The 21,664-nt window shown below is 69.7% G+C and carries 5 protein-coding genes; all 5 read left to right on the top strand.

All coding sequences use genetic code 11. The annotated features are described in order from the left end of the window. The first annotated feature begins 35 nt into the window (after positions 1-35). Positions 36-4,691, top strand: coding sequence for a type I polyketide synthase (locus M8C13_RS25655; protein ID WP_252483251.1), 4,656 nt, complete (start codon positions 36-38; stop codon positions 4,689-4,691). After that, complete coding sequence (locus M8C13_RS25660) at positions 4,688-11,509, top strand: non-ribosomal peptide synthetase (RefSeq protein ID WP_252483252.1); 6,822 nt, start codon at positions 4,688-4,690, stop codon at positions 11,507-11,509. Before M8C13_RS25655 ends, M8C13_RS25660 begins: the two co-directional genes overlap by 4 nt. A gap of 92 nt (positions 11,510-11,601) precedes the next feature. Then, positions 11,602-14,889, top strand: coding sequence for an amino acid adenylation domain-containing protein (locus tag M8C13_RS25665; RefSeq protein WP_252483253.1), 3,288 nt, complete (start codon positions 11,602-11,604; stop codon positions 14,887-14,889). Beyond that, entirely contained in the window at positions 14,861-20,812 is a 5,952-nt protein-coding gene (locus M8C13_RS25670) for a type I polyketide synthase (RefSeq protein ID WP_252483254.1), read from the top strand. Before M8C13_RS25665 ends, M8C13_RS25670 begins: the two co-directional genes overlap by 29 nt. Positions 20,813-20,879: 67 nt before the next feature. Continuing rightward, positions 20,880-21,587 carry a thioesterase II family protein gene (locus M8C13_RS25675; protein ID WP_252483255.1) on the top strand — a complete coding sequence of 236 codons (708 nt, stop codon included), beginning with the start codon at positions 20,880-20,882 and terminating at the stop codon, positions 21,585-21,587. Positions 21,588-21,664 lie beyond the last annotated feature (77 nt).

Here is a 21,664-nt window from a genome sequence, read left to right on the forward strand (position 1 = left end):
GGAATCGGGTCGTTTCGACAGAATCGGGATGCCAGATGGACAGTGTGAAGGCTTTCATCCTTGAGCAGGTCGCGCAGCGGCGGATCAGCAAGGGAGAGGCGAAGGCGCTGCTGCTGGAACTGACGGCCGCGCCGACGACCCCTCGTGACATCGCCATCATCGGCCTGGCCGGGCGCTATTCCGCGGCGGGCAGCGTCGATGAGTTCTGGGATTTCCTGCGGCTGGGCAGGAACTGCGTCCGGGACTTCCCGCAGGCACGCAAGGCCGACATGTACGACATCCTGCGGAACCCGTACTACTCCGAGGTCATCCTCGGCGCGATCGTGGCCGAGTCCGATCTGGACCGCATCTATTCGATGAGCGGCTACCTGGACCGGATCGACCGGTTCGACGCGCGCTTCTTCGGCATCCCGCCGCTGGAAGCGGATTACCTGGATCCGCATCAGCGGATCGGCCTGGAGGTCGCGTACGAGACACTCGAAAACGCCGGATACGGCGGTGAGAGCGTCCGAGGCACCCGAACCGGGGTCTTCCTCGGTCGTGACCAGACGAACTACTCGTACTACCGCATGTTTTCCGAGCGCAGTCCGATGCAGCTCGCCGGATCCTGGGAAGGGCTGGTGGCAAGCCGGATCTCCTACTTGATGGACCTCACCGGCCCGTGCGTCATGATCGACACCGCGTGCTCCGCCGGCGCGGTGAGCATCCACCAGGCCGTCCAGTCACTGCAAGCCGGCGAGTGCGACATGGCGCTGGCAGGCGGCCTCAACCTGTCGCAGGCCGGTGAGGTGAAGGCCGCGTACATGACCGGGGCGACGATGGACAGCGTCGAGTCCCCCGACCACACCGTGCGCACCTTCGACGCCAGGGCCGACGGGACCGTGTGGGGCGAAGGCGTCGGCATGGTCATGTTGAAGCCGCTCGCGCGCGCACTCGCCGACCGGGACCACATCCGCGCGGTCATCAAGGGCTCGGCCATCAACAACGACGGCATGTCCGGCGGTATCACCGCACCGCGGGCGCAGATGCAGGAGCAGGTGATCCTCGACGCCTGGGCCAGGGCTGGCGTCGAGCCCGAGACGATCAGCTACGTCGAGGCCCACGGCACTGGGACGGCACTCGGCGACCCGATCGAGGCGAAAGGCCTGTCGGAGGCGTTTCGGCGGCACACTTCGCGCCGGCAGTTCTGCGGGATCGGTTCGCTGAAGACCACCATGGGGCACATGGTGGGCGCCTCCGGCGTGGCCGCTGTCACCAAGGTGGTCAAGGCGCTGGAGACGGGTGTGCTGCCCCCGTCGGCGAACTTCGATGTGCCCAATCCCTACATCGACTTCGCCGACAGCCCGCTTTACGTCCACGACCGGCTGGCGGCATGGGACACCTCCGCAACCCCGCGGCGTGCCGGGGTCAGCTCGTTCGGCTTCGTCCGGACGAACTGCCACCTGGTGCTGGAGGAGGCCCCCGCCTACCGCGGCGCGGACCAGGGTCGGCCGCGCTACTGCCTGACCGTCAGCGCCCGGACCGAGGAAGCCCTGCGCGAGCTACTGGACCGCTACGACGAGCTGCTCGCGGGCAGCCCGTGGTCCTTCGCCGACATCTGCTACACCTCCAACATCGGGCGTGCGCACCACGAGCACCGGCTTCTGATCATCGCGGCGAGCAGGGAACAGCTCGCGGAGTCGATCGATCGCGTCCGCGCTCGCGGCCTCGGCACCGACGAGCGGCAGGGCGTCCACTACGGAGCGCACGTCGTCGTCAGTGACAAGAAGGGCACGTTCGCCCCTGGCGACGTCACCAGGCAGACCCTCGAACGCCTGTCGGCGGAGGCGGACGCGGTCATCGCCGCCGGCACGGCGCCCGGTGAGGACGACGTGCTGACCGGACTGGCCACCCGCTACGTCCGGGGCGCGCGCGTCGACTTCGCGCGGTACCACGCGGGAGACGCCCGTCGGCGGGTGCCGCTACCGAGCTACCCGTTCGCGCGGACCCGCCACTGGGCCCGGCCGCTGCGGACTCGGGTGCGGAGTTTTGGCGCCCCACGAGAGCACCCCCTGCTCGGTGCGGAGACCAGCCGGTCGGACTCCCGCGTCGTGTTCGAGAACACGCTGTCGGTGGAACGGCACTGGGTGCTGGCGGACCATCGGATCGACCGCAGGGCAGTGGTGCCGGGCACCACGTACCTGGAGATGGCTCGGGCGGCCCACGCCGCGGTCGCGGGCGCCGGGGCCGTGCGGTTCCAGGACGTGGTCTTCCGCGTGCCCCTCTCTGTGGCCGCCGGCACCGACGCGACCGTGCGGACCCGGCTCGAACGGTCCGCGGACGGTTACACGTTCCAGGTGGTCAGCAGGCAGGGCGACGACTGGGTCCCACACGTCGAGGGCAGAGTCGGCAGAGCGGTCGCCACGGAGCAGGAGACGATCGTCGACGTCGCGGCGGTGCAGCGCGCGGCGACCACGGTGGCCGACCCGGTCGACTTCGAGGCAGACACCGGAGTCTTCCAGTTCGGTCCGCACTGGAATTCCGTGCGCGCGCAATGGCACGGTGACGGAGCGGCGCTGGCTTTGCTACGGCTGCCCCTGGGGATCGACGCCGAGACCACGACCTACGGGCTGCATCCGGCGATGCTCGACAACGCGGTCAACGTGAGCTCGCAGGTCGGCGGCCGAACCTACCTGCCGTACCTGTACAAGAACTTCGTCCTGCACCGGCCGGCGCCCGAGTCGTATTACTCGCGGGTCCGCACGGTTCGCGATGGTGGCCCCGGTGGCGAGACGATCACCTTCGACGTGGACCTGATCGACCTCGACGGCAGGGTGTTCGGTCAGATCAGCGGCTACACCGTCAAGAAGGTCGACTGGACGCGCTTCAGTGTGGCTGGCCCGCGCCGGTTTCTGCGGGTGACCTGGGAGCAGACCGCTCCGGCCGAGCTGCGGACGAACCAGGAGGCGGCCTGGGCGGTGCTGGTGCGCGACACCGTGACCGGCCGCGATCTCATCGAGGCGCTCACCGGGGCGGGGGTACGCGTCGTGCCGTGCTACCTCGGGGCCGGCGTCGGACCGGGTGGCGAGGTGTTCACTCCCGACGAGGACGGCGTGCGGGTGCTGTGCACCCGGCTGCGCTCGGCGGAGGTCCAGGGCCTGCTGTTCGCCACCGACTTCACGGCCGGCTCCGAACTGTCCCACGCGGACCGGCGCGGTGGTGGCGTCGACGCGCTGTTCGAGCTGTACCGCGGCCTGCTGGCGTACCGGGTCAAGCTCCCCCTCGGGTTGCGGGTGCTCGGCAGCAACGCCTGGCGGGTGGTCGGCGCCGACGCCGTCACGGACCCCTATGCCGCGGCCACCGCGGCGCTGGCCGTGGTGATCGGACAGGAACACCTGCCGGTGGGGGTCCTCGACGCGCACCCCGGCGTGCCCGCGGACCTGCTGGCCCACGAGTGCCTGGGCGCTCACGGCGCCTCGCCGCGCGCGATCCGCGGATCAGAGGTGCACGTGCGGCGCTTGGAGCCCGTCACCGTCGACGAGGAGGACGACACGGAGTCGCCCTATGCCGGGGGCGCCTTCCTCATCAGCGGTGGTGCGGGCGGCCTGGGCCTGTGCGTCGCCGAGGAGATGGCGGCGCGGGGAGCCGACCGGATCTTCTTGCTCGGCCGCACAGAACTCGACGAACCGACGAGGCGTCGCGTCGAGCAACTGGGGGTGGCCGACTACATCCGCTGCGACGTGTCGCGGATTGACGATGTCCGGAGCCTGGACGAGCGCCTGCGGGCCGACGGCGTGCGCCTGTCCGGCATCGTCCACGCGGCGGGTGTCGCCGGTGACGGCTTCCTCTCGACCAAACAGCGGGCGGACTACAACGCCGTGCTCGCCCCGAAAGTCGACGGGAGCATCGCGCTGCTGGAACTGGCGCGGGCCCACCCGGACCCGTTCGTCGTGTTCTTCTCCTCGATCGCCTCGGTCATGGGCGGGCACGGCCAGGGCGACTACTGCGCCGCCAACGCCTTCATGGACTCCCTGGCCACCGGCGCACGGGCGGCGGGCGTGCGCGCCCTGTCGGTCAACTGGCCGACCTGGACCGGGGCTGGAATGGCCGTCGATCGTGGCGTGCCAGCGGACGACACCCCGTTCACGCCAGTGTCGGTGCGGGAGGGACTGGCCTGGCTGGCGTACTTCCTGCGCCACCCGGCCGACGGCGCCGTCCCGGCCGAGTTCAACCTCCCGGTGTTGCGGCGTGAGTGGAGGACTCTCCCCTTCACCGTCCCGGCCGAGGTCGCCGACGCTGCCGACACCACGCCGGAGCCCGGTGACGCGATGGCCGATGTCACCCTGACCGGCCTGCCGGACCCGACCCCGACCCAGCGCCGGATCGCAGCCATCTACGGGGCGGTGCTCGGTCTCGTGGAGATCGATGCCCACGCCGGTTTCCAGGAACTCGGTGGCAACTCGCTGATGACCGCGGACCTGCTGTCGAAGGTGGAGGTGGCCTATCCGGAGACGGTGGACGTCGCCGACCTGTTCTCCTTCTCCACCGTCGTCGATCTCGCCGCCTACATCGACGAGCGACTCGGCCCGGATGCGGACGGGACCGCTGACCCGGGAGCGGACCCGGCACTGCGGGAGGTGCTGGCCGAGATCGGCGACACGGAGCTGCTCTCCGCTTTCGGCGACACCGGGGTCCATGGGGAGCGACCGTGACCGAAGTGGGGGAACAGACGCGCAAGGAACTGCTGAAGTACCTGCTGACGCAGGTGCGGCAGGACCGCCTCGACGCCGAGCGGGCCAAGGAGTTCATCCGCGCGGTCGGGCGGCCCGGCACCCGGCCTGACCGCGCGGTGGGACCCGGCGGCGACCCGATCGCCGTCGTGGGGATCGCCTGTCGACTGCCCGGGGCGCCGGACAAGGAGCGGTTCTGGGACAACCTCGTCTCGGGGCGTGAATCCATCGGAGACTTCCCGCAGGCCCGTCTGGATGACCTCCGCCGGGTCCTGCCGAACCCCGCCGGCCTCGGCCGGGGCGGCTTCCTGGACCGGATCGACCTCTTCGACCCCGAGTACTTCGGTATCTCGCCGCGGGCGGCCAGGGAACTCGATCCTTACCACCGGCACATGATGGAAGTCCTCGTCGAGACGATGGAGGACGCGGGGTACGCCCGCGGCGACCTGGACGGCGCGGCGATCGGTGTCTTCGTCGGCAACGACCACTCGCACCGGCTGAGCATGTCCTACCTGCCGTTCCTGTCAGAGGTGGATTTCTCCGCGTTCGCGGGCTCGTGGCCGGGCACCCTGGCGAGCCGCATCTCATACCACCTGAACCTGCGGGGCCCCGCGTCGGTCACCGACACTGGCTGCTCGTCCGGGCTGGTGGCGCTGGACACGGCGATGAAGGCCATCCGCCAGGGTGACTGCGACAGCGCCCTTGTCGCCGGGATCAACCTCTTCCTCTCCCCGGGGAGTCTCGGCAGCGAGACCGAGTCCGGCGAGTGCCGGGTGCGGGCCTTCGACGCCGGAGCCGACGGCACGGTCTGGAGCGAGGGGGTGGTCGCCGTCCACGTCAAGCCGCTGGCTCGGGCCACGGCCGACGGAGACCATGTCTACGGCGTCATCGTCGGCAACGCGGTGAACAACGACGGCCGCAGCAACGGCATCACCGCCCCCAACGCTCGGGCGCAGAAGGACGTGCTCGTCGCGGCATGGAAGCGGGCCGGTATCGAGCCGGAGTCGCTGTCCTACGTCGAGGCGCACGGCACCGGGACGGCCCTCGGCGATCCGATCGAGGTCAAGGGCCTCAAGGCCGCCTTTGGTCAGTTCACCAGCCGCAGGCAGTTCTGTGCGCTGGGTTCGGTGAAGTCGAACATCGGGCACACGGTCGGGTCCGCGGGCCTGGCGTCATTGGTCAAGACGGTGCTGTGCCTCGACCGCCGGATGCTCCCGCCGTCGTTGCATTTCGAGAGCCCGAACCGCCACCTCGACCTCGTCGACTCGCCGGTGTACGTGATCGACCGGCTCACCCCGTGGGAGCCAGGCGTGACGCCCCGGCGGGCGGGGGTGAGCAGCTTCAGCCTGACCGGGACCAACACTCACGTGGTGCTCCAGGAGGCGCCGGAGACGCCGCCGCGACCACTGGCCGGGCCGGGAGTCCATCTCTACGTGATCTCCGCGCGGAGCGAGGAACTCCTCGTGCGGTCCGTGGCTCGTCAGTTGGACTTCCTTGACACCCATCCCGAGTTCCACCTCATCGACATCTGCCACACCATGCGGGTGGGCCGGGAGCACCAGCCGGTACGGGCCGTCATCCTCTGCCACGATCGCGTCGGCCTGCGGGCGGGCCTGGCGCGCCTGCTCCGCCCACGCGGCGCGCACGAGGAGCCATTCCCGGACAGGCGCACGGCCGTCCTGCGCGGACGCCCCGAGTCCCCTGCGGCCAATCACGGACCGCAGGACGGAGGCACGACCTTGCCTCCCGGCGCCGGAACCGGTCGGCGGGCCGACCTCCCCGAGTGGTTCCGGCGCCACCGCGCCGCGGCGACCGCCTATCTCGCCGGTCACGCCCGGCCGTTCGCCGACACCACACCGGTCGGCGGAGCCCGGAGGGTCCCGCTGCCGCCGCAGCCCTTCGACCACGCCCGCTACTGGGACGAGACCGTGCGGGTCGGCCCGCCGTCCCCGGCCGGGGACGGGCCGGTGCTGCCAGGGGGTACGGACCCGGCACGGTCGGCGCATCCGGACGGCAAGCCCGAGCCGCCCACAACGCGGTCCGTCATCGCGTCAGTGTGGTCGGAGGTCCTCGGCTACCCCGAGTTCGCCGGATCCGAGAGCTTCTTCGCCCTGGGCGGCGACTCCGTCTCGTCCTTGAAGATCATTCAGCGGCTGAACGCGGAGTTCGACCTTGAGATCCCCGCGCCACTGCTGCTGAGAAAGCCGGTCTTCGACGACTTCGCCGACGCCGTCGCCGGCGAGTTCGGGCTCAGCGACGAGCCGGTCCGCGGCCGCCCCGACCGCGGCTCGGACGGCACCGGGACCGAGGACGACGCCACGGAGTACGAGCTCCCGCTCACCGCGTCCCAGCGGGGCATGCTGTTCTCCGGCGGGCTGGACGGCGACTCGGTCGCGTACAACATCACCGGACTGACGATCGGCGAGGGCACCCTCGACGTGGCCCGTCTTGAGGCGGGCTTGCACTGTCTCGTGAGCCGCCACGACAGCCTGCGTGCCACGTTCCACCTCGTTGACGGCGAACCGGTGCAGCGCATCCACGCCGAGGTCGAGGTGGCGGTAGAACGCCTCCACCTCGACGCCCCGGGACCGGGGGAGAGCCACGAAGACCGGGCACGGGAGCAGATGACGCGCTTCGTCCGGCCCTTCCGGCTCGACGAGGGCCCCCTGTTCCGCGTCGGCTGCTTCGAGTTCGGCGACGGCGTGAGCTGCGTGGCGATCGACTTCCACCACATCGTCACCGATGGCACGTCGATGGGGATCCTGTTCCGCGACCTCGCCGCGATCGTCGACGGGGCCGAACTCCCTCCACCGGCCCGCGGGTACCGCTCGGCCGTACGAGAGCTGCTCGAACGCGAGACGGGCGCCGACGTGCTGCGTGGGCGCCACTACTGGTGTTCCCGATTCGCCGAAGGCGTCCCGACGCTGCACCTGGCCACCGACCGGCAGCGCACCGATGCCGTGGCCGGTGCAGGCGCGACGCTGTTCACCGAGTTGGACGCGGAGACGCTCAAGGCGGTGAAGGACTACGCGCGCACACGCGACCTGACGCCCTCCATGGTGCTGCTCGGGGTCTTCCACCAGTTGCTGAGCCGGCTGAGCGGGCAGACCGACCTCGTCGTCGGTACCCCAGTCGCCGGTAGACCGGACCTCAGCTACGCCGACGTCGTCGGCATGTTCGTCAACACGCTGCCACTGCGGATCTCCGCCGACCCCGCCGACGGGATAGGGCAGTTCTTCTCCGGGCTGCGGTCGACGGTGCTGGAGGCGTTCGAGCACCAGGCATGCCCGCTGGAACTGGTGATCGAGGACCTGGACCCGCCGCGCGAACCCGGGCGGCGCCCGCTGTTCGACGTCTGCTTCGTCTACCAGAACACCGACCTGGGTCTGGAACACGCCGGGGAACGGGTGGTCACCTTCGACGACGGCAGTGCCAAGTACGACATCACGCTCAGCGCCCGCGAGAGCGGCGGGCGGCTGCTGATGGAGTGGGAGTACTCCACCACCCTGTTCCGCGAGGAGACGCTGCTGCTGCACGTCGAGCGCTACGCGACGCTGCTGCGGTCCGTCCTCGCCGCGGCCGACGCGGATCCGGTGGGCGCGCTCCGGCTGGTGCCGGAGCAGGAGATCGAGCAGATCCGGCGACTCGCCACAACTCCGGCCCCGCCGCTGGAGAACTGTGGCGTCGCCCGGCTCTTCGAGCAGCAGGCCATTGCCGGCCCCGACCGGACGGCGTTGATCACCGACTCCGGGCGGGTCTCCTACGGCGAACTCAACGCGCGGGCGAACCGGCTCGCGCACCGCCTGTCCCGGCTGGGGGTGGTGCCCGGCTCACCGGTCGCGATTCTCGCGGACCGTTCCGCGGGCCTGGTCGTCGCCGTTCTCGGAGTGCTCAAGGCCGGCTGCCACTACGTCCCGCTCAATGTCGAGTTTCCGGGCGAACGTCTCCGGCTGGTGCTTCGGGACTCGGGGGCGGAGCTCATCGTGGTGACGGCCGGACGCGCGGAGCAGGCCGGCGAACTCGCCGGCGACCGGCTCCAGGTCCTCGACCTGTCCACGGGCCCGGAGCCGGCCGCGGACAGTGCTGACCCCGGGCTGCCGAGCAGCAGCGAGGACCCGATCTACATCATGTACACCTCCGGCACCACCGGGGCGCCGAAGGGCTCGACGATCCGGCAGAAAGGCGTGCTGCGCGTGGTGCGCCAGTCGGTGTTCTACCCCGCCGGGCCCGACGACGTCTTCCTCATGCTGTCGGACTACTCCTTCGACGGGTCGGTCTACGACATGTTCGCCGCGCTGACGAACGGCGCCGCGCTCGTGGTCCTGGACAAGCCGGACGTGCTGGATCTCGACCGGCTCGGCGCGGCGATCGAACGCCACGGTGTCACCAGCTTCTTCATCACCGCCGCCATGTTCCACGCCCTGATCGACAACATCCCGGAACGCCTGGCCGGCATCCGCAAGTTGATCTTCGGAGGGGAGGCGGCGTCACCGGCCCACGTCGCGCGGGCGTTCCGGCTCCTTGGACCAGGACGGATCGCCAACGGCTACGGGCCGACGGAGTCAACGGTCTTCGCCGCGGTGCACACGTTCGACTCCTGCGACGAGCGCGACGCCGTCCCCATCGGGCGACCCATCAACGACACCTCGCTGTGGGTTGTCGACGAGAACCTGGAACCGCGACCGATCGGCGTCCCCGGCGAACTCTGCATCGGCGGCGCCGGGCTGGCCGACGGCTACCTGAACCAGCCGGGTCTGACTGCCGAGCGGTTCGTGGAGTCACCCGCTCTGCCCGGGCAGCGGCTGTACCGGACCGGCGACCTGGTCACCCTGCGGAGCAACGGGTTGTTCTACTACTCCGGCCGCATGGACGACCAGGTCAAGCTACGGGGCTATCGCATCGAGACCGCGGAGATCGTCCATGTCGCGGTGGGGGAGCCGACGGTCCGATGGGCGCACGCCGCGGTGCACGAGACCGGCAGGAGCCTGTGCCTCTGGGTCCGTTACGAGGACGGCGCCGAACCCGACGACGCGCGCCTGCGCGCCGCGCTGGCACGGCGGCTGCCGGGCTACATGGTGCCCGCGTTCATCGTCCGAGTCGATGCCGTCCCGCTTACCGGCAACGGCAAGCTGGACACGGCGGCACTGCCCGCCCCGGACCTCGCCACCCCCGCGTCAGCGACCAGGCCGGCGACCGACGCCCAGCGACGAATCGCCGTGGCCTGGTCGCTCGCGCTCGGGACGGAGGTGGCCGACATCGATGCGAACTTCTTCGCCCTCGGCGGAGACTCGATCAAGGCGATCCAGATCGCGGCCGCGCTCAAGAGACATGGCATGGCGATCCGGGCCTCGGACCTGCTCGGTAACCCGACCGTGCGCATGCTGGCCGAGCAGTTGTGGGCCGGCAGCGGGCGGGAGGAACAGGTCCACGACCAGCAGCCGGTGTCGGGTCCGATGGTCCCCGGACCCGTCCAGCAGGCGTTCCTGGCCTCGGCCGACGACCGCGACCGGGTGTTCACGCAGTGCCTGCTCATCACCTGCGACGCCCCGCTGCCCGGCAGCGACCTGGTGCGCGCGGTCGAGCGGCTCGTCCGTTTCCACGACGCGCTGCGCGTCCGCATCGATGGTGACGGGCTCGTGCTGCGCGATCCTGGCGAGGAGCCGCTGGTCCACGCCGAGGTGGCGCCGGCGGGCCTGTCCGGGCACGTCCTCACCGGTTATCTGAGATCGCTGCAGGCGAGGGTGGATGTGGTGACCGGGTCTGCCGTCGCGCTGGCGACGGGTCTCGGCGAGCGAGGCGAGCAGTGCGCGCTGGCGATCCATCACCTGGCCGTGGACGTGGTCTCCTGGGGAATCCTGATCGAGGATCTGCTGACCTGCCTGGCTGACCCGGACGCCCCGCTCGCACCCAAGTCCATGCCGTTCCCGGCGTGGACCGCCGAGTTGGCGGCGCACGCGCGCGACGGGGGCTTCCGGGGGCAGTTGCCGTACTGGACCGATCTGGCGCGGCGGGCCGGCTCAGCGGCTGCGATGTTCGACGAGGTCGAGCTCCGGCGCGCCGACACCGTGTCGGAGGTGGTCAGTTTCGCGGCGGGCGAGGCCACCGAACTGTTCGACGCGGCGCGAACGGCCCACGGGCTGGACCCCGCGCAGACCGTCCTTGCCGTCGTCGCCTGTGCGCTGGGCGCCTGGCGGGGCCGTGACCGGATCCTGGTGACGCTGGAAGGGCACGGGCGGGAGCCGTTCGCCGAGGAACGCGACCTGACCCGGACAGTGGGCTGGTTCACCGCCGTTTTCCCGCATCTCGTGCGGCTGAAAGGCAGCGTCAGGGACACTCTGCGCGCCATCGGCCGCTCCTTCGACCGGTTGCCTGGCAAGGGGATCGGCTTCGCGCCACTGCGCTGGTCGGATCCAGGTCTCGGGGAGGACGCGGCGCTGCTCGCCGGGATTCGCCCCCAGGTCAGCGTCAACTACCTCGGGGAGCAGGGTGGTCGCCGGCAGGGCGTCGAGGTCCGGCACCTCCCGGCGGAGGTCACCGTCGATGAGGACTTCCGCTCGCCCCACGTCCTGGACATCATCGCCCTGCGCCGCACGGGCGACCTGCTCGTCGAGCTGCGCCATCCGGCGGTATGGCGGGCGCGTGGCGACGACCGGGCACTGGTCGAGGCCCTCCGGTCGTCCTTCCGTGCGGTCCGCGACGCCGTGACAGCCCGGGACCGGCCGGACGTGCGCACGTCGCCGTCAGTCCAGCCGGATGTGCTCGACGACATCCTCCTCGACGTGGCGGGCGGCGACCGATGATGGCCGGCGCCCGGCTCCGCCCGGGCGCGGACCCACCTCCGTCAGGACTCGCATCCGTCTCGCGTGCGGAGCACAGAGAGAGAGCTCGGTCCATGATTGCCACAGAGAACATCGAATCGGTCTCCGGCCTGGCCGCGATGCAGAAGGGCATGCTCTTCAGCCATGTCGTCGGCGCCGGGTCCGACGCGTACGTGGAGCAGTTCGACTTCACCGGCACCGGCGAGGTGGATCTCGAACGGCTGCGTGCGGCCCTCAGGGCCACCTCGCGTCACTACGGCGTCCTGCGAACAGTCTTCTCCTTCCAGCGGACCGACGAGCCCTACCAGGTGGTCCTCAACGACTGGCCGCCGCGGGTCGAGGCGATCGACTACCGCGACCGGGACGACGCCGACCGGGCGATCGAGGAGTTCAAGGCCGCCGACCGCGCCACAGGCTTCGAGCTTGACAGCGGCGTGCTCCTGCGAGCCACCCTGATCATGGTCGGAGACCAGCGCTGGCGCCTGGTCGTCACGTTCCACCACATCATCCTGGACGGCTGGTCGCTGGCGCCGCTGTTCCGGACGTGGTTCGAGTACTACGACGAGCTGGCCCGCGCCGGCTCGATCGTGCAACGGCACGAGGCTCGCCCTTACGCCGACTACATCGCCTGGTGCGAACAGCGGCACGACGATGACCAGGCGCGGCGGTACTGGTCGGAGGCGCTGGACGGCTACGAGCGGCCGGCCGGACTGCCTGCGGACCGGCGCGGCGAGGGCTACCGGCACGCGACCCACCGGTTCGAGCTGCCGCAGGACCTCCACGACGGGCTGGCGCGGCTCGCGCGGCAGCTCGCGGTGACCCCCAGCACCGTGTTCCAGGCGGTGTGGGGAGTGGTGCTGCAGAAGTTCAACTACACCGACGACGTGGTCTTCGGCAGCGTGGTCTCCGGCCGCAACGCCGAGGTGGACGGCATCGAGAACATGGTCGGCCTGTTCGCCAACACCCAGCCGGTCCGGGTGACGGCGGCAGAAGACACCGACTTCGCCGGCCTGTGCCGCGCGGCGCACGCCGCGTCCCTGCGGTCGAGCCGCTACGAGCACTTCCCGCTGCACGAGGTGCAGAGCCTGTCACCGTTGCGCAACGCGCTGCTGAACCATGTGATCGCGTTCGAGAACTACCCGATGTCGGAGCGACTGCGCGAGTTCGGCGCCGGCGACGGAGCCGGCCCCCGCTTCCACGGCGTCGAGGTCTTCGAGCGAACCAGCTACGACTTCAACATCGTGGTCGCTCCCGGGACGCGACTGGGCGTCAGTTTCCTGTACAACGCCTGCGTCCACTCGGTCGCTCTGATGGAGACCCTGGAACGCTGCCTGGTGCGTGTGCTGGCAACCGTGGTCGAGGATGCGCGGATCCGGATCAGGGACATCGGGATGTGGGAGCCGGAGCGGCACACCGCGACGACCGCTCCGGATAGCTCGGCCGCGCCCTCGATCTCGCTTGAGTCCTCGCTCCTGGAGGTCTTCGACGACGTCGTCCGGACGCACGCCGACCGGACCGCTCTGCTCTGGCGGGGCGCGGAGTACACCTACCGGACCCTCGACGGCTGGTCGGACGCCGTCGCCCGGACGCTCGTCGACCGTGGCGTCGGATCGGACACCGGGATCGGTGTGCTGGCCGATCGCCGCCCCGAGTTGGTGGTCGCCATCCTCGCGATCCTCAAGACCGGGAACTACTACGTCCCAGTCGACACCAAGGACGCGCGAGCCCGCGTCGAGACCGTTCTCACCGATGCCGGCGTGCGGTGCCTGTGCACCGTGGCGGATTTCGCCGAGCGGGCCCCGGAGGCGGTGGAAGTCGTCCTGGTCGAGGAGCTCGGACCGGACACCGCGGGGGACGGAACCGGCGACACCGCCGCAAAGGTGGACGCGCGGTGGCGGCGCGACCGCAACAGGGCCAGCGCCTATCTCATGTACACCTCCGGGTCGACGGGCAAGCCCAAGGGCTGCGTCATCACCCACCGCAACGTCCTGCGGTTGTTCGCAGACCAGGAGTTCATGGACTTCCGCGAGGAGCAGGTCGTCCTCTTCGTCAACTCACCTGCCTTCGACGGGAGCACCCTGGAGATCTGGGGGGCGCTGCTTTCCGGCGGAACGCTCGTCCTGCCCGACGACGAGCTGGACCTGCTCGACGCGGACCGGATGCGGGAGACGATCAAACGCCACGGGGTACGGAACGTCACCATCCCGACGGTTCTGTTCAACCAGCACTGCGACCGTGATCCGCGGATCTTCGCACCGCTGCGGTACCTGTGCGTGGTGGGCAGTGCGTTGTCGGTCCGGCACGTCGCCGCGGTGATCGAGGCCTGCCCGGAGGTGAAGATCGTCAACGGGTACGGGCCGACCGAGAACACGGTGTTCTCCACGACGCACACCGTCCGCGCCGAAGACCTGCGGGGGGAACGGATACCGATCGGGCGGCCAGTGAACCACGCGACGGCCTATGTCCTGGACAACGGCCTCAACGGGCTGCCTCCTGGGGCAATCGGCGAGCTGTGCGTCGGCGGGGAGGGTGTGTCCGCCGGCTACCACCACCGCCCGGAGCTGAACCGCGAGAAGTTCGTCTCCCTTGCCCGCCTTCCGGGGGAACGTCTTTATCGCACCGGTGATCTGGCCCGCACGCTCCCGGACGGCGCCCTGGACTGTCTTGGCCGCCTGGACGACCAGGTCAAGGTCGACGGATTCCGTGTCGAGCTGGGCGAGGTGCAGAACGCCCTGCGCTCGATCGACGGCGTCCAGGATGCCGTGGTGATCGCGGTCGAGCGGGAGCGTGGCACGCAGCTCGCCGGGTACTACGTGGCCGCTGAGGCCCTGACCCCAGGCCGCGTCCGATATGAGCTGGGCGGGACGCTCGCCGGCTACCTGGTGCCCGCCTCGGTGGTGCGGGTCGAACGAATCCCGCTCACCCGGAACGGGAAGGTCGACAAGGAGCGCCTGGCGCAGCTGCGTCCCGAAGCCGGGGCGCACCGCGCGGGCCCGGACCCAGGCCGATTCCGTGCCACCGAACGGATCGTGCACGACGTCGTGGCCGAGGTCCTCGACGCCGACAGCGTCGACATCGAGAAGAACTTCTTCGAGATCGGCGTGACGTCGCTGAGCCTGCTGGCGATCAGGAACCGGCTGCGCACGACGCTGGATCGCGACCTGCCCGTGACCTCGTTCTTCGAGTTCACCTCGGTCGCCGCGCTGGCGTCCCACCTCGACTCCCCCGCGAGCGCCGGACCGTCCACTTCGGGCGGAACGGCGGCCGGTCCGGATGAGCAGGAGCACGAGCAGGCGGTCCGGACGAGCCTGCTGATGAGTCGGATGATGGACGATGGCGAAGGAGGCGTTGACGATGTCTGACGCGACCGTGCCCGAACACCGATACACCGGACTCGAGATCGCCGTCATCGGCATGGCAGGCCGTTTCCCGGCAGCCGACACGGTGGACGCTCTCTGGGCGAACCTGACGGCCGGTGTGGAGGGCATCTCCCGGTTCGGCGACGACGAGCTGATCGAGATGGGAGTCTCCCCCCTGGCGCTCGAGGACGGGAACTACGTCCGAGCGAAGGGCGTCTTCCCGGACATCGAGTTCTTCGACTCGGCGTTCTTCAACTACACGCCAGCCGACGCGACCGTGCTCGACCCGCAGGTGCGTGCCCTGCACGAGGAGGTCTACCACGCCCTCGAGGACGCCGGTTACTCGGCGGAGCGGCGCAGCGAGTCCATCGGCCTGTTCCTGGGGGCCACGAACAACGTGGCGTGGGAGGTCGACACGCTGAGGCGGTTCACCGATCACGCGGGCGCGGTCTTCGCCGGTCTGCAGCTCAATGACAAGGACTTCGCGGCGACTCGGATCGCCCACTCCCTCAATCTCCGGGGACCGGCGTACACGTTGCACACCGCCTGCTCCAGTTCGCTGGTAGCCATCGACGTGGCGTGCCGCAATCTCTGGACCGGCGCGTGCCAGATCGCACTCGCCGGCGGCAGCGGCCTGACCCTGCCCCACAAGAACGGCTACCGGCACCAGGAGAACATGATCCACTCTCCGGACGGGCACTGCCGTGCGTTCGACGCGGTGGCCAGCGGCACCGTCGAGGGCAACGGCGTCGGGATCGTGGTCCTCAAAAGGTTGGAGACCGCGCTGCGCGATGGTGACCGCGTCCACGCGGTGATCAAAGGCTCCGCGGTCAACAACGACGGCGCCCGCAAGGTCGGCTACACCGCGCCGAGCATCGAGGGGCAGGCGGAGGTCATCCGCAAGGCCCACCGTGTCGCCGGGGTGACCCCGGCAGAGGTGTCCTATGTGGAGGCGCACGGCACCGGCACCGCTCTCGGCGACCCGGTGGAGGTCGAGGCGCTGTCCCGGGCGTTCGGCGCCGGCGAGCCGGACTCGTGCGGCATCGGGTCACTGAAGGCGAGCATCGGTCACCTGGACACCGCCGCCGGAGTCGCCTCGTTCATCAAGGCATGCAAGGTGCTCGAGCACCGCACGGTCCCACAGAGCCTCCACTTCAGCAGGCTGAACCCGGGCATCAGACTTGACGGAAGCCCGTTCTACATCGCCGCGCAGCGACACGAACTGCAGCGCAAGAGGTCGTCCTCGGGGCAGGTGCTCCCGCTGCGCGCGGGCGTCAGCGCGTTCGGGATCGGCGGGACGAACGCCCACGTCGTGCTGGAGGAAGCACCCGTCCCCGAGCGTCCGGCCGCAGCCGGCCGTGACCACAACACATTCGTGCTGTCAGCGGCTTCCGCCGAGGCGATCCGGCGGTTGAAGCAGAGCTTCGTCGATCACCTGGCCGTCCACCCGGACCTCGACGGATCTGATCTCGCGTGGACCCTGCAGGATCGTCAGCGCGATCTGCCCTACCGCTACGCCGTCGGGTTCGGGGAGATCGAACAGTTGCGTGCGCGCCTCCAGGAGTCGCTGGAGGCAGGCGACGAGCCGGCACATGTGGCCAGGAAGGGGCGGCGAGACGTCTACTTCCTCTGCAGCGGGCTCGGCGCGCAGCACCTGCGGATGGCCCGCGATCTCTACGAGACCGAGGCCGCGTTCCGGGCCCGCGTCGACGCCTGCCTCGCGATCACCGACACGCTCGGCAATCCGGTGCCGCGGGAGGTCTTCTTCGGTGAGACGGCGTCGGCGGGGAAGCTGCTGAGCCACATCGAGATCACCCAGGTGTTGCTGTTCGTGGTCGAGTACTCGATGGCGCGGACACTGCTCGACTGGGGCGTGCAGCCGCGGGGGATGATCGGGCACAGCACCGGCGAGCTCGTGGCCGCGTGCGTGGCCGGCGTGTTCTCGCTTGCGGACGGGATCCGGCTCGTGCAGGCCAGGGGCAAGCTGATGGACGCCACTCCCGAGGGAGCGCTGACCTCGGTGAAGGCCGGCGAGGGCACGATCGGGCCGATGCTGACCGACGAACTGTCGATCGCGGCGGTGAACGGGCCGGAGGACTGCACCGTCAGTGGCACCTCCATGGCGGTCGCCGCGTTCGAGCAGCAGTGCGGCGAGAAGGGGATCGCCTTCACACACGTCGAGGCGGACCACGCGTACCACTCGCGATACATGGAGCCGATCCTTGAGGAGTTGCGCGAGGTCGCCGCGACGATCAGCTTCAAGGCGCCGGAGATCCCCTACGTCTCGAACGTGACGGGGACGTGGGTGACGCCGGAGCAGGCCACCGACCCCGGCTACTACTGCGCCCACGTCCGGCACACGGTCCAGTTCAAGGCCGGCGTAGAGACGATCATGGAGCGGGGCGACGCCGTGTTCGTCGAGGTCGGCCCCGGCAAGTCGCTGTCCTCCTTCGTACGCGCCATCACCAGGGGCACCGGCACGACGACGGTCAACATGCTGCGCCACCGGTTGGAGAAGATCAGCGACGGTGAGCACCTGGCCACCGCGGTCAAGAAGCTCTGGGAGGCGGGTGTCGCGCTGGACTGGTCGGCCTTCCATCGGGATCGCGCGCCGCGCAAGGTGCGGCTCCCGCTCTACCCGTTCGACCGCACCGAGTACCCGGTTGACATCGCCGAGTTCCAGCAGTTCCTCGCCGGGGCCGAGGACGGGCCTCGCGCGGTCCCCGAGCGCGGCCGGCAGTTCCCGTCCGGTCCTGTCGCCCGCAGGGCGCCGCACCTGCTGCACCCGATGTGGACCCGGGCGTTGCTTCCGGACTCGGCCGGGAGTGGCAGGCCGAGGACGATCATTGTGTTCACCGGCAACAGGCCACGGATCGAACGCGTCATGGACGAGGTCCCGTACTGGACCGCGCTCTACGTTGGGTTCGGCCGGGAGTACCGGTTCGACGGACCCTCTGGCGCCCAGATCCGGCTGGGCCACGACGGCGACCTGCGGAGGCTGGCCGCGGACCTGGCGGAGCACGCGCTGGTCGGGGACACCGTCGTCGTCCACCGCGAGGCGAGCGCGGCTTCGGCGGCGCTCGTGCGGGAGCTGTGCGCCGTCGTCTCCGAAATGCGGGAGCCGGTGGTGCGCGACCTGATCGTGCTGGACCCCGCCGACGATGTGCGCGGCCCGTTGCTGCTGCCGGAGGTGCTCGGCCTGAACCTGGAGCACCCGGACCTGCGGATCCGGGTGCTCCGGTGCGACAAGGCGCTCGCCGCCCGGCAGGGCCCACGGGTCTGGAGCGAGAGCCTGCGCAGGGAGTTGGCGGCCGAGCACGACGATGCCGTGGCCGCCCGTTACGAGGACGGGGGCCGGTTCGTGCCCGCCATGGTGCCGTTGCACGGTCACCGCGGCCGGTCCGCCGCCCGCCCCGGGCGGTCGGCGGTCCTGTGCCCGCCGGACGCGGTCGACGACGTGCTCGCGGCCGCGGGCCGCGACCGGAGCGTCGACGTGGTGCCCTTCGGTCTCACGCAGGCCGGCTCGGTGGCCGCCACCGACCGAGTCGAGGGGCGATGCACGATCCGGTCCGCCGTGTCGGGACGCACAGCCGAGGAGATCGCGACACAGTTGGCCCGCCGGATCCGTGCGCTGCCAAGGATCGATCGGGTCGTGCTCTGGGACACCTCGCTGCAGGAGGCAGCCGACGGGGCTCCCAGTCCTCTCGACCCGCGGGTACTCCTGCGCCGCGTCCGCGAGACCGGACGCGAGCTGGGAATCCCCTGCGGCGTCGTTTCCCGCCTCGACCTCGACCGCTCCGGGTGGAACGCCGGCGTCACCGTCCGGCTCACCGGGAACGCGGCGATCGACGCCGAAGTGGACAGCGCGAGGCTGTACTCGTTCGGGCGCCTCGGCGATGACGACGTGTCGTTCCTGGACCTGCTGCACGAGATGTCCGACTCCGGTGTGCGGACGGGTTACTACGGGCCGGACCTGCTGGCGGTGGCGGCCGCGCGGAAGGTGGTCCGGTTGCCAGAGGAGCCCGGCGCCGGTGACGAACGGGGCACCCTTGCCGCGATGATCGAGCGGGAGTTCGCTGAGTTGCTCGGGCTGGACGGGATCGACGCGCGTGCCGACCTGTTCGACGTCGGGCTCGACTCCCTGAAACTGGTCCAGTTCACCAGTGCCCTGGAGCGGCGTGGCTACACCGTCCTGGCCAGCGACGTGCACAGCCACCCGACCGTCGGCGAGCTGGCCGGTCTGCTCAGCCGGGCGGGCAAGCAGATCAACCAGGACTGCGACTCGCTGGAGAGTGCGGCGCTCCTGCTCGGCGAGCGCCTGGGATCAAAGTGCCGCCTGCACGAGGTCGCCGCCGGAAGCGACGGCGAGGCGACGGTTGTCCTGTTCGTCGACGATTTTCACGAGGAACTCCGCACGACGGTAATCAGGAAGGTCAACGATCTGCGACTGCCGCAGGCGTTCACGCCGCACTACATCCTGCCCGGGTCGGCTGAGGACGTCTTCCTGACCGGGCGGGACTTCGCCTCTCTTCCACTCGGTGGCGACCCGACCTCCCGGAAGGGGGGCCTGGCCGGGTTGTTCGAGGAAATCGACCGGCGCCAGGAGGACATGCGGCGCTCGATCCTGGCCCGGCCGGTGCGATGGACCTATCCGGTCAGCGGGACGCAGAAGCACTACTTCTCGCGAGGAGCGCGCCCGCAGCTCTACCTGGTGCAGTTCCGCGAGTTGATTGACGTCGACGTGCTGCAACGGGCCCTGGGCGACGTCGTCGGGCGGCACGGGCTTTTGCGCAGCGTCCTCATCAGCTTCCTCGGCAGGCGTCGGTGGAAGGAGTTCGAGCCCCCGGTGACGTTCACGCTGCCCCGGATCGACCTCTCCGCACTGCCGCGCCGGCGTCAGGAGGAGGTGCGGGCGCAACTGGTCAAGCGCGAGTGGAACGTCGACCTCAAGATCGACACACTCATGTACAAGGCGGTCCTGGTCAAGTACAACGAGCGCAGCTACGACCTGATCTTCCAGTTCGATCACTCGATCTTCGACGGCGCGTCCGGTCAGGCGTTTCGCAGCGACCTGCTGAAGCGGTACCAGGAGTTGGCGGCGGGAACCGCCAGGGCACTGCCCCGCACGCGGAGCTACCGGCACCTGCAGGAGCAGACCAGGAAGGGCCCGGTCGGCATCAGCGCCGACGAGATCATCGAGAAGTTCGAACTCGACGCGTGGGCTCACCACGGGAAGCTGATCCGTTCGGCGTCGGCCCGTCGCGGCGCCCACCGGATCCGAGACGTGCGCTACTCGGTCGACCTGCGGAACCTCACCGGGGCAGACGGGGGGAAAGTCGAGCCGTTCTCGCTGATCGTGTACCTCTACGCGCGCTTGGTGGCCCGGCTGCTCGACGTCGACAAGGTCGCGCTCGACCTCGTGTTCCAGTCCCGCGTGTACGAGGACGTGGACTACTCCGGGGTGCTGGGAATGGTCGCGGACATCCTGCCTGTCGTCGTGTCCGGGAAACGGGGTATTCGGGACGACCTGGAAGCGCTCATCCAGCAGAAGCTCCAGTTGATGAACAAGCACAACGTCAACTTCTCGAACCTGGTGACCGGGCCGCTGTCGGCGATCAGATACGGGAAGGTGTTCCAGACGACCAAGTCGGCCAGGGGCCCGTCGTTCCGGCCGTCGTGCATGCTCAACTTCGCCGGTAACGCCGAGGATGAGTACGACGCCATCTGGGACATGACCTTGGAACTGCTGACCGAGAACCAGGACACGCTCGACTACGCGGACTGCTACTGCGTTTCGAAGGTCAGCGGAGACCGGCTGGACATCGTCGTTCTGTCCACCTGGGTCGAGGACCCTGCCGAAGTGGTCGCGATCCTCGACGAGGAGGTCGAGTGCCTGACCAGGGACGCCGCGGTCCAGGCCTCGTGACCCGCCTTGCCCCGCCGGGTGGCACCGGGACGGGAGCGACGTGAACTCCGGCCGGAAGGTGATCGTCATGAACAAGATCGCGGTGGTGTGCTTTCCACACGCCGGTGCAGGCAGGCTCTACTACAGCCGGTGGCAGTACGCGTTCAACGACGCAGTGGACTTGCATATCGTGCAGTACCCGCTGCGCGAGCAGCGGATGCAGACCCCGATGCCGGCCTCGATCGGAGCGCTCGCCGAGGACGTCTTCACGGAGTTCGAGGAGGTATTCCGTGGGCCGTACGCTATTTGGGGCCACAGCATGGGCAGTGCCATCGGGTACGAGGTGGCCAAGCGGTGTCAGGAGCGGCTGGCCAACCCGCCGATGACGTTCTTCAGTTCGGGCGCCGCGGCGCCGTGCCGGGCCACGTTCACGAGGGTGGGAGACCTCGACACCGCCGAGGGATTCCGGGACGTCCTGCTGCGGTACGGCGGCGTGCGGGCGGAATATCTGCAGGACAAGGACTTCATGGGGTATTTCGCGCCCATCATCGAGGCGGACCTGCGTTTGCTGGGCGCATACCAGGACGCGACGTTCGAGCCGCTTCGATGCCCGATCGTCCTGATGCTGGGACGTGGCGACACGGTCACCGCCGAGGAGTGGCAGCGCTACACCGAGCACCCGCTGGAGACCAAAGAGTTCGACGGTGGGCACTTCTTCCTCGACGAGCACCGCACATCGATGGCTTCGTTGATGGAATCGAAGGTCCAGTTGGCCTGGCAGCGCAGCGGTGCGTAGGCGGGAAGCCGCGAGTATGCCGACGCGCCAGGACAAGAGGCCCGGTGACGAATGACCGCTGGCATCGGAGGGGAGGC

The sequence above is a fragment of the Crossiella sp. SN42 genome, assembly GCF_023897065.1.
Taxonomy (GTDB): Bacteria; Actinomycetota; Actinomycetes; order Mycobacteriales; family Pseudonocardiaceae; genus Crossiella.